The sequence below is a fragment of the Nocardioides maradonensis genome (genome assembly GCF_054777115.1).
Map to the genome: position 1 here is coordinate 99,807 of NZ_BAAHAZ010000016.1, position 9,011 is coordinate 108,817.

The following is a 9,011-nucleotide window of genomic DNA, read 5'->3' on the forward strand; positions in this document are numbered from 1 at the left end:
TGGGTGGTCGAGGTGGCGACCTCCGGCGCGCCCAGCCGGAGACCGTCCGCCTCATCACGGCGGCGGAGGAAGTACGGCCGCAGCACGATCGGAGAAGAACTTGCCCAGTGCCCGGCGCACGCGGGGGTCATCGACCTTGCGACCCAGCGCGGGAACGAGGTCCATGACGATCTCGTACACGTACTGAGCGGACCGCTCCTTGATCGCGAGGTCGGCCTCCTTGAAGGCGTTCTTGCTCATCAAGGTGGTGATCTCCAGGAGGTGTCTGCGCTCCCGCTGGAGGAGGTCTACGAGGACCGGGCTGCGGGCCTCGAAGATCACGTTGGTTCCGGTCCACTCTGTGGCTCCGACCTGCTCCTCCTTGGTCTTGGACCAGACAAGCCCCTCGGCGTCAGTGGTCTCAGTCAGCAAGTTCTCCAGGAATCTGACCCTGGCGACGGCGCGGCGGTACTCGTTGTAGAGCCCGGTCGCCGGGTTCGCCTCAGGGTCAGTCAGAGGGATCGGTTCGATCATCGCGTCGAGAGCCCGAGCGGCCCGGTCGATCTCGGCCTTCCGCCGTGTCTGGGGTGCCGTGCCGCCATGGATCTCGCAGACCGTCGTCCCGTTGACGGCTTCGCGTTTACACGGCTTCCGGGTCTTGTGGGTGAGGGCGGTGCAGGTGCTCACTGTTCCGCCTCCGCCACCACCTGCTGGTACGCCGCCTCGAAGACGGTGTCCCACTGGCGAAGTGCCGCGAACTCCTCAGCCCACTCGGGGTGCGCTGCCTCGAACTCCTCGCGCTCGCGCTGGATCTTCCGGACCGTCCGGAGCATCATCTCGGCGCGTTCGGCGTCGAGTGCGGCACGAACTTCCTCGATGGGCATCTCCAGATGGGCCGTCTGGCCGGTCGTGAACACGACGCGAGTCCGGCGGCGTCCGTCGGCCGAGGTGTAGCCGGTCAGGCTGCGCACGTCAGTAGGGCCAAAGAACGCACGCCGGACCGGCCGGAGCAGCCGGTTGCTGGCGAGGGGCGCGAACATCACTCCACCTCCTCAGCATCTGCGGCGTCGATGACGGCCTGCGCGGCGGCCTGCTCTGCCGCTGCCTTGCGTGCCGCCCGGAGGGTGTCAGCGATGGTGAACGGGTCGAGGGCGTCGAGCACCGCCAGCCCGCCGTTGGGGTCAGCAAGCCAGTTCAACTTCTTCTGGCGCTGGTCCCGGAGTGCGGTGTCCGCCGCAGCCTGACGGTCGCGGCTGGCCTGAAGGGCCTTGAGTTCCTCGCGGTGCTTGGCAGCGTCTGCGGCGCGCTCGGCCCGCAGGGCGGCCTTGGCTTCGGCGAGTGCTTCGCCGGACAGGGGGAACCCGTCGGCGTCCAGGAACTCGTCGCCGTCCTCGGCACGACTCCACTCGTCGTTGTAGACGACCGTCGTGCCGTCATCGGGATCCTGCGAAGGCGACGCGCCGATCGTGCGGCGACGGTTCTCCTCCGCTTGACGCAAGAAGCGAGGTGCCTCGGTCACAGGTACGAGGACACGGCCGCCCTTGCCGGGTGAGGTCTTAACCGACGCGATGCGGCCGTCGCGGGCCATGGCCCGAGCGGTCGGGATCTCCGTCCCGGTCTTCCGGGCGAACTCCTCGATCGGCTCAAGGAGGGGCTGGCTGCTGGTGACTTGCGTATTCATCGGGCTGCCTGTCCGACTGAGGCTCGATGCTCTCAGTCACCCCGATTCCAATCGGGGGAGCCACTCCGGGCTCAGGACGACCGCCTGCCGCTGGATTCCACCGCACATGGCTTGTGCGGACGTTGATCGACCGCCAGACCGAGGCCCGACGCCCGAGGCACTCGGCGGAGCCCATCGTCTTGCGGCGATGTGGTCTTACACGCTGTCCCTGCGGGTAGTTGATTCCGGCCTGCCGGTTGGCGGTTCCTCGATCAACCTGGAACAAGTGTACTTCGAGAACGAAGGCGGACAACGAGGAAGGTACGTGTGCCCACCCCGGCGCCGTTCATGCTGGGATCTTGCCGAAGTCAGTGGTGCCGTCGTCGGGCGCGTACGCGACAGGGGCCGCGTCTACATCGGGTACCGGCACCCACTTGATCTCGACGCGCGTCGGGTCGAAGCGGTGCGAGATCTTCCCCCTCGGAGAGATCCTCAGTCCGCCGGGGGCGAGGTGGTCCAGCAGCAACTTCTGCTGGGCCGCGAGCCTCTCGGCAGGGTCGGAGATCGACTTGGCCTTCTCCCACTCCTCGGCCACGGTTCCGCTGTCGTAGCGGGGGAATGCGGGGGCCTCACGGATGTGCCTGCGCTCGGCCTTGAGCCGCTCCAGGTCAGCCAGCAGCGCCGGAACGTCGGCGTCATCGGCAGAGAGGCGGGCAGTGGTGCCCGCGATCCGAGCCTCCACGTCAGCCAGCGTCGCAGCGTCGTGCCCCGCCACGGGGATGAGCCGGTAGTGAGCCAGGGGGCCGCGTTCGGTGAGGAAACGACGCTCGACCTCTTCGTTCAACTTCTCGCGAGCCACGTTGACCCGCTGCGCGCAAGTCGCGTTCCGGCACTTATAGAGGTGCGAGGTCGTCTTCGTTCCTACGCTGGTCTTGCTGCCCGCTGTGCCCGTGGACATGGGTTGCCCACACGTGCCGCAGCATACGACGCCGGACAGCAGGTGCTTCCGGCCATTCCCCTCGGTGGTCGTGCGCCGAGCGGGGTCGGCCAGGAGGTTCACAAGGGCGTAGTGGTCCTCGGGCGACACCAGGGCCGTCCACTTCGCATCCACGGCCTTGTGCACCTGCCCGCCGTAGAAGACGAGTCCGGCGTTCATTGGGCGGCTGAGTACAGCCCGCACGGTTGAGTACGACCAGCGTCCGCCGCGAGGGGCCGAGATGCCGCTGTCGTTCCAGGCCCGGATAACCGAGCCGAACGTCTCGCCTCGGAGCAGCGCCCGGTGGGCGTCGCGGATCAGCGTGGCCTCGGCCTCCTTCGGGGTCTTGCGATCCTCGGCGTAGCCGAAGGGAACCGGCCCACCACGCGGCGGCTCGCCGGACAAAGCGTGGGCGCGGTTGGCCGCCTGCTGGCGCTCCTTCTTGTGGCTCAACTCGTAGAGCGAGACCTGAGCCAGGATGCCGCTCTGCAAGACGCCTGTCGGCGTGGAGAGGTCGAGGGGGAAGCCCGCCCACTCCTGCACGATGGTGATGCCCTTCGGGCCGAGCGTCTGGCTCAGACGGAGTTGGTCGAGGGGGTGCCGGTAGAGCCGGTCGGCGTGACGGCAGATCACCACGTCGAACCGGCCCGCCTCAGCGTCTGCCAGGAGACGGTCGAACCCCGGGCGCGGCTTGCGCTCCGGATCGGCTGCGGTGCGGTCGTTGTCGTCATAGACACCGGCGATGGTCCAGCCATGCTTGGCGGCGATGTCGCGGGCGGCCCGCTCCTGGTCCGCCACGTTGTCGCCGGTCTGCCGCTTGTCTTCGGAGAGACGCACGTAGATCGCGGCGCGGAGGCTCTGCCAATCGGTGGTCATACTCATGGAACGTGTTAGTGAGTGAAGAGATTCCGCCCACCCCGACTGGGTCGCCCTGCAGACCCGGCAGGAAGGCCTCGAGGGCACCGGCGAGATCCGGCTCCGCGAGCTCGTCAAGGAAGCCCTGCGGATGCGACCCTCCCGCCTCATCGTGGGTGAGGTCCGCGCCGAGGAGTGCCTCGACCTGCTGCTCGCGCTCAACTCCGGTTTGCCGGGCATGTGCACGATCCACGCCAACAGCGCGCGCGAGGCGCTCACCAAGGCCTGCACCCTGCCGCTGCTGGCGGGCGAGAACATCAGCGCCCAGTTCGTGGTGCCGACCGTCGCCGGCTCGATCGATCTGGTCGTCCACCTCTCGCTGGACCCCGCCGGCTCCCGCCGGGTCGCGGAGATCGTGGCCGTCCCGGGCCGCGCCGAGAACCACGTCATCGAGACCGAGCCGATCTTCGAACGTCGCGGCGGCGAGCTGGTGCGGGCGATCGGGATGCCGCCGCGGCTCGAGCAGTTCGAGCGGGTCGGCATCGACGTACGACGCCTGCTCGGCGAGGCCAGGTAGGACACCGACGATGGGGGCACTGGTCGGTCTGGGGTTCGGGCTCGGAGCGCTGCTGATCTGGTCGGCGTTCGTGTGGCCGCCGCGGCCCCGGACCACCCCCCGCCCCGACGGTCGCTGGACGCGGCTGCTCGCCGAGGCCGGCCTTCCCGAGGTCGCGCCCCGCTCGCTCCTGATGACCTGCGTCGCGTCCGGCATCGCCGCCACCTTCCTCGTGCTCGTCCTCACCCGCACCCCGCCCCTCGCGCTCGTCCTCGGTGCCCTCGCCGGCTACCTCCCGGTGGCCGTGCTCGGCGGGCGGGTACGCCGCCGGCGCCGGGAGTACGCCGAGGTCTGGCCCGAGGCGATCGACGACCTGGCGTCCGCCGTACGCGCGGGGATGTCCTTGCCCGATGCCGTCGCCGCGCTCGCCGACCGCGGCCCGACACCGCTGCGGCCGGCGTTCGCGACCTTCGCCCTCGACTACCAGGTGTCCGGTCGGTTCGGCGAGTGCCTGGACCGGCTCAAGGCTCGGCTCGCCGACCCCGTCGGTGACCGCGTGGTCGAGGGACTCCGCGTCGCCCGTGACGTCGGGGGAGGTGAGCTCGGCAGGCTGCTCCGCAACCTCTCCGGCTACCTGCGCGACGACGTGCGCACCCGCTCCGAGCTCGAGGCGCGGCAGTCCTGGGCCGTCAACGGCGCCCGCCTCGCGGTTGCGGCGCCCTGGATCGTGCTGCTCGCGATGGCCACCCAGCCGGAGATCATCACCCGCTACCGCTCGCCGGCCGGCGCGTTCATCCTCGTCGTGACCGCGATCCTCTGCGTGGTCGCCTACCGGCTGATGATGCGGCTCGGCCGGCTCCCCGTCGAACGGAGGATCCTGTCGTGATGCTCACCGGTGGTCTGCTCGGCGCGGTCTTCGCCGGGGGCGTCGTCCTGATCGGCATGCACGTGCTGCACGGTCGCCGCCCGCGCCTCGAGGCCCGCGTCCTGCCCTACGTCCGCGACCTCCTCGCCGACCAGCCGCGCCCCGTCCCCTCCCAGCCCCAGCACGCTTTCGCCGCGATCTACGGCCCGCTGCTGCGCCGCGCCGCCGACCTCGTCGAGCGCGCCCTCGGTGGCGCCGATTCGGTACGCCGCCGCCTGGCCCGCGCAGGTCTCGACCGCACCGTCCACGACTTCCGGGTGGAACAGGTCCTCTGGGGGGTGGCCGGCTTCGGCCTGGTCGCCGCCGTGGCGCTGGCACGTGCCCTGAGCACGCCGACCCCGGCCCTCCCCCTCATCGTGATGTGCGCAGGCGGGTTCGTGCTCGGCGTGCTGCTGCGCGACAACCGCCTGACCGCCCAGGTGAAGCAGCGCGAGGCGGAGATCGTGACCGAGTTCCCCACGGTCGCCGAGCTGCTGGCGCTCGCGGTCGCCGCCGGCGAGGGCCCGGTCGCGGCGCTCGACCGGGTCGTGGCGCGCAGCCGTGGCGAGCTGAGTCGCGACCTGGCCGACGTGCTGGCCGGCGTACGCACGGGGGAGCCGGTGGCCGATGCCTTCGACCGGCTCTCCGCGACGACCGGCGTCCCGGTGGTCGCCCGCTTCGCGCGAGGCATCGCCGTCGCCCTCGAGCGCGGCACCCCGCTCGCCGACGTGCTGCACGCCCAGGCCGCCGACGTGAGGGAAGCGGGGAGGCGCGACCTGATCGAGCGCGCCTCGCGCAAGGAGATCCTGATGATGCTGCCGGTGGTGTTCCTCGTGATGCCGCTGGTGGTGGTCGTCGCGTTCTGGCCGGGCTACGTGGGGCTCACCCTCACCGGGCACTGACCGGTCACTCTCGGGAAAGGTTGAAGCGATGGATCCGATGACGCTGTGGGTGCGGTTCACGAGCTGGTTGCACGTGAACGAGGACGACGAACGCGGCGACGTTCCGGGCTGGGTCCTGGTCAGCGTCATGACCATCACCGTCGGCATGGGCCTGTTCGCGGTCGCTCGGCCGATGCTCACCGACATGCTGCGCAGCGCCCTCGACTCCGTGAAGTGAGCCGAGGTGGACCGGCGCAGCGAGCGCGGCAGCGCGGTCGTCGACTTCGTCCTCGTCGTGGTGCTGCTCGTCCCGCTCTTCCTCGGGCTGCTCCAGGTCGCGCTGGTGCTGCACGTGCGCAACTCGCTGTCCTCCGCGGCCGCCGAGGGGGCGCGCCTCGCCGCCACGGTCGGCAGCAGCCCTAGCGACGGCCTCGCGCGCACGCGCGCGCAGATCATCGAGTCGGTCGGCAGCCGCTACGTGACCGGCGTCGAGCCGCGCCGGATCCTCGTCGACGGCGCACCCGCGATCGAGATCGTCGTACACGCGAAGGTGCCGGCCCTCGGCCTCGGCGGCCCTGCGATCTCCTTCGACGTCTCCGGTCGGGCGGTCCAGGAGCAGGTGCGATGAGCAGCCAGCACCGGGGCAGCGCGCTGGTCGAGGTCACCTGGATCGGTCTGCTGCTGATGCTGCCCCTGCTCTGGATCGTGCTCTCGGTCTTCCAGGTCCAACGGGGCGCCTTCGCCACCAGCGCCGCCGTGCGCGCGGCGGCGCGCGCGTACGCCCTCGCTGCCGACGACGTCGCGGGGGAGCGGCAGGCCCGTGCCGTCATCGACCAGGCACTGGCCGGCCAGGGCATCGACTCGTCCTCCGTCCACTTCTCGTGTACGCCGTACCCCCACGACTGCCACAGCGGTACGTCGGTCATCACGGTCCGCCTCGACACCGCGGTCGACCTGCCGCTGCTGCCCGATGTGCTCGGGGGCGGTGCGCCGCGATTCGCGCTGCACGCGACCCAGACCGTGCCCATCGGCCAGTTCCAGGAGGTGACCGATGGCCGATGAGACCGACGAGCGGGGCTCCACGATCCCCCTCCTGATCACCTTCACCGCCGTGCTCCTCCTGCTCGTCGCCGCGGTCGTCGACTCCGGTGCCGCCTACCTCGGCCACCAGCAGGTCGACGCGCTCGCCGACGGCGCGGCCCTGCGCGGAGCCGACGCTGCGGCCGAGGGCGACACGACGTACGAGCACGGCGTCGGTCACGGCCCGCTGACCCTCACCGCGCAGAAGGCGGAACGCGCGGTCCTGGCCTACCTGCGCGACGTCGGCGCGGCCGGCGACCACCCCGGCATCCACGCCTCCGTCAGGGTCGACCACGGCCGTGTGGTGGTCGTCCTGACCGCCCCCGTCGCGTTGCCGCTGCACCTCCCGGGCGCGCCGATGCGCGCCAGCGTCCGCTCGACGGGCTCGGCCGCCGTCCTCCCGGACTAGTTCCGCAACACCGCCGGATGCCCTACAGTCCCACGCGTGCGACGACTTCTCGGGGTGCTGGCCCTGGCCGCAGTCCTGCTGGTGCCGACCGGATCGCCGGCCACGGCGGACGCCCGCGCCAACGTCACCTACGCACACACGGCGTCCTCGGCGACCAACGACGTGCGGACGCGGCACGGTCTCAGCACCCTCGACCACTCTGACTGCGTCGCCCACCTCGCGTGGGCGCAGGCGCACCGGATGGCCACCCAGCACCGGATCTTCCACCAGGACATGGGTGCCGCGCTGCGGACCTGCCACCTGACCTACGCGGGGGAGAACGTCGCCGGCGGCTTCACCACCGGCCTGAGCGTCGTCTACGACGGCTGGATGAAGTCCCCGCCGCACCGGGCGAACATCCTGAGCACCCACTACCGGCTGATGGTGGTCGGCGCGGTCCGCTCCGACGACGGCAAGTGGTACGTCTCCCAAGTCTTCGGAAGACAGGGCTGACAGATAGTCTCAGCGGGTGGCTGGACCCGATTACGACTCCGAGATCAAGCAGCTCGCTGCGACGATGCACACCATCGAGCAGGTGCTCGACCTGCCCAAGCTGCAGGATGACATCGCCGATCTCGAGCAGCAGGTCGCGGCGCCGGACCTCTGGGACGACCAGGCCAACGCCACCAAGGTGACCGGCCGCCTCTCGGCCCTCCAGGGCCAGGTCGAGCGCATCGAGACGCTGCGCGGCCGGATCGAGGACCTCGAGGTCCTCGCCGAGCTCGCCGCCGAGGAGGGCGACGCGGAGAGCCAGGCCGAGGCCGACGCCGAGCTGGCTCGCATCAAGAAGGACGTCGAGGCGCTCGAGGTCCGCACCCTGCTGTCCGGGGAGTACGACGAGCGCGAGGCCATCGTCACCATCCGCTCCGGCGCGGGCGGTGTCGACGCGGCCGACTTCGCCGAGATGCTGATGCGCATGTACACCCGCTGGGCCGAGCGCAACAAGTACCCCGTCGAGGTCTACGACGTCTCCTACGCCGAGGAGGCGGGCATCAAGTCCGCCGAGTTCGCGATCCACGCGCCGTACGGCTACGGCACGCTGTCGGTCGAGGCCGGCACCCACCGCCTGGTCCGGATCAGCCCGTTCGACAACCAGGGCCGCCGGCAGACCTCCTTCGCCGCGGTCGAGATCGTGCCGGTGCTCGAGCAGACCGACGAGATCGAGGTCGACGAGAACGACATCCGCACCGACGTCTTCCGCTCCGGCGGTCCGGGCGGCCAGTCGGTCAACACGACCGACTCCGCGGTCCGCCTGACCCACATCCCCACCGGCATCGTGGTGTCGTGCCAGAACGAGAAGTCGCAGCTGCAGAACAAGGCCGCTGCGATGATCGTCCTCAAGGCCAAGCTCCTCGCGAAGAAGAAGGCCGAGGAGGCCGCGCTCAAGAAGGACCTCAAGGGCGACGTCGCCGCGTCCTGGGGCGACCAGATGCGCAACTACGTGCTCAACCCGTACCAGATCGTCAAGGACCTGCGCACCGGCTTCGAGACCGGCAACCCGCAGGCCGTGTTCGACGGCGACATCGACGGCTTCCTCGAGGCCGGCATCCGCTGGCGCCGGGGCACCGACCAGGCCTAGGGCGTGTCTGCTAAATCGCGGTCGTCAGGTCGGTGATTGTTGACCTATGTCGCGTGTTGAGGTGTTGAACGACGCCCAGTGGGCCCGGATCGA

The 9,011-nt window shown here is 70.3% G+C and carries 13 protein-coding genes; 9 read left to right on the forward strand and 4 right to left on the reverse strand.

Features of this window, described 5'->3' with window-relative positions; translation table 11 throughout:
- Positions 1-54: 54 nt before the first annotated feature.
- The 4 genes from ACYVAQ_RS18175 to ACYVAQ_RS18190 all read right to left on the reverse strand — a co-directional run bounded on the left by ACYVAQ_RS18175 (position 55) and on the right by ACYVAQ_RS18190 (position 3,491).
- Entirely contained in the window at positions 55-666 is a 612-nt protein-coding gene (locus tag ACYVAQ_RS18175; protein WP_460791855.1) for a hypothetical protein, read from the reverse strand.
- A complete protein-coding gene (locus tag ACYVAQ_RS18180) occupies positions 663-1,019 on the reverse strand; it encodes a hypothetical protein (protein WP_460791856.1) in 357 nt (118 codons plus the stop codon). The genes ACYVAQ_RS18175 and ACYVAQ_RS18180 overlap by 4 nt, the downstream gene beginning before the upstream one ends.
- A complete protein-coding gene (locus tag ACYVAQ_RS18185) occupies positions 1,019-1,660 on the reverse strand; it encodes a hypothetical protein (protein ID WP_460791857.1) in 642 nt (213 codons plus the stop codon). Before ACYVAQ_RS18185 ends, ACYVAQ_RS18180 begins: the two co-directional genes overlap by 1 nt.
- 325 nt (positions 1,661-1,985) lie before the next feature.
- Positions 1,986-3,491: a recombinase family protein gene (locus tag ACYVAQ_RS18190; protein WP_460791858.1), complete on the reverse strand. Its 1,506-nt coding sequence runs from the start codon at positions 3,489-3,491 to the stop codon at positions 1,986-1,988.
- A gap of 55 nt (positions 3,492-3,546) precedes the next feature.
- Between ACYVAQ_RS18190 and ACYVAQ_RS18195 the strand changes: the two genes are divergently transcribed.
- The 9 genes from ACYVAQ_RS18195 to prfB are packed head-to-tail and all read left to right on the forward strand — an operon-like array spanning position 3,547 to position 8,918.
- On the forward strand, positions 3,547-4,047 hold the full coding sequence (locus tag ACYVAQ_RS18195; RefSeq protein ID WP_460791870.1) for an ATPase, T2SS/T4P/T4SS family: 501 nt from the start codon (positions 3,547-3,549) through the stop codon (positions 4,045-4,047).
- A gap of 10 nt (positions 4,048-4,057) precedes the next feature.
- Complete coding sequence (locus ACYVAQ_RS18200) at positions 4,058-4,912, forward strand: type II secretion system F family protein (protein WP_460791859.1); 855 nt, start codon at positions 4,058-4,060, stop codon at positions 4,910-4,912.
- The gene (locus tag ACYVAQ_RS18205) at positions 4,912-5,832 is read left to right on the forward strand and encodes a type II secretion system F family protein (RefSeq protein WP_460791871.1); all 921 of its coding nucleotides are present in this window, start codon (positions 4,912-4,914) and stop codon (positions 5,830-5,832) included. Before ACYVAQ_RS18200 ends, ACYVAQ_RS18205 begins: the two co-directional genes overlap by 1 nt.
- Before the next feature lie 28 nt (positions 5,833-5,860).
- Positions 5,861-6,049 carry a hypothetical protein gene (locus ACYVAQ_RS18210; protein WP_460791860.1) on the forward strand — a complete coding sequence of 63 codons (189 nt, stop codon included), beginning with the start codon at positions 5,861-5,863 and terminating at the stop codon, positions 6,047-6,049.
- A 6-nt stretch (positions 6,050-6,055) separates the two neighbouring features.
- Positions 6,056-6,439 (forward strand): TadE/TadG family type IV pilus assembly protein, encoded by a 384-nt coding sequence (locus ACYVAQ_RS18215; protein WP_460791861.1) that lies wholly within the window; start codon positions 6,056-6,058, stop codon positions 6,437-6,439.
- Positions 6,436-6,873: a hypothetical protein gene (locus ACYVAQ_RS18220; RefSeq protein ID WP_460791862.1), complete on the forward strand. Its 438-nt coding sequence runs from the start codon at positions 6,436-6,438 to the stop codon at positions 6,871-6,873. The genes ACYVAQ_RS18215 and ACYVAQ_RS18220 overlap by 4 nt, the downstream gene beginning before the upstream one ends.
- Positions 6,863-7,300 (forward strand): pilus assembly protein TadG-related protein, encoded by a 438-nt coding sequence (locus tag ACYVAQ_RS18225; protein ID WP_460791863.1) that lies wholly within the window; start codon positions 6,863-6,865, stop codon positions 7,298-7,300. The genes ACYVAQ_RS18220 and ACYVAQ_RS18225 overlap by 11 nt, the downstream gene beginning before the upstream one ends.
- 36 nt (positions 7,301-7,336) lie before the next feature.
- Positions 7,337-7,792, forward strand: a complete 456-nt coding sequence (locus ACYVAQ_RS18230) for a CAP domain-containing protein (RefSeq protein WP_460791864.1) — start codon at positions 7,337-7,339, stop codon at positions 7,790-7,792.
- A 16-nt stretch (positions 7,793-7,808) separates the two neighbouring features.
- Entirely contained in the window at positions 7,809-8,918 is a 1,110-nt protein-coding gene (prfB, locus tag ACYVAQ_RS18235; protein WP_460791865.1) for a peptide chain release factor 2, read from the forward strand.
- The last annotated feature ends 93 nt before the right edge of the window (positions 8,919-9,011 follow it).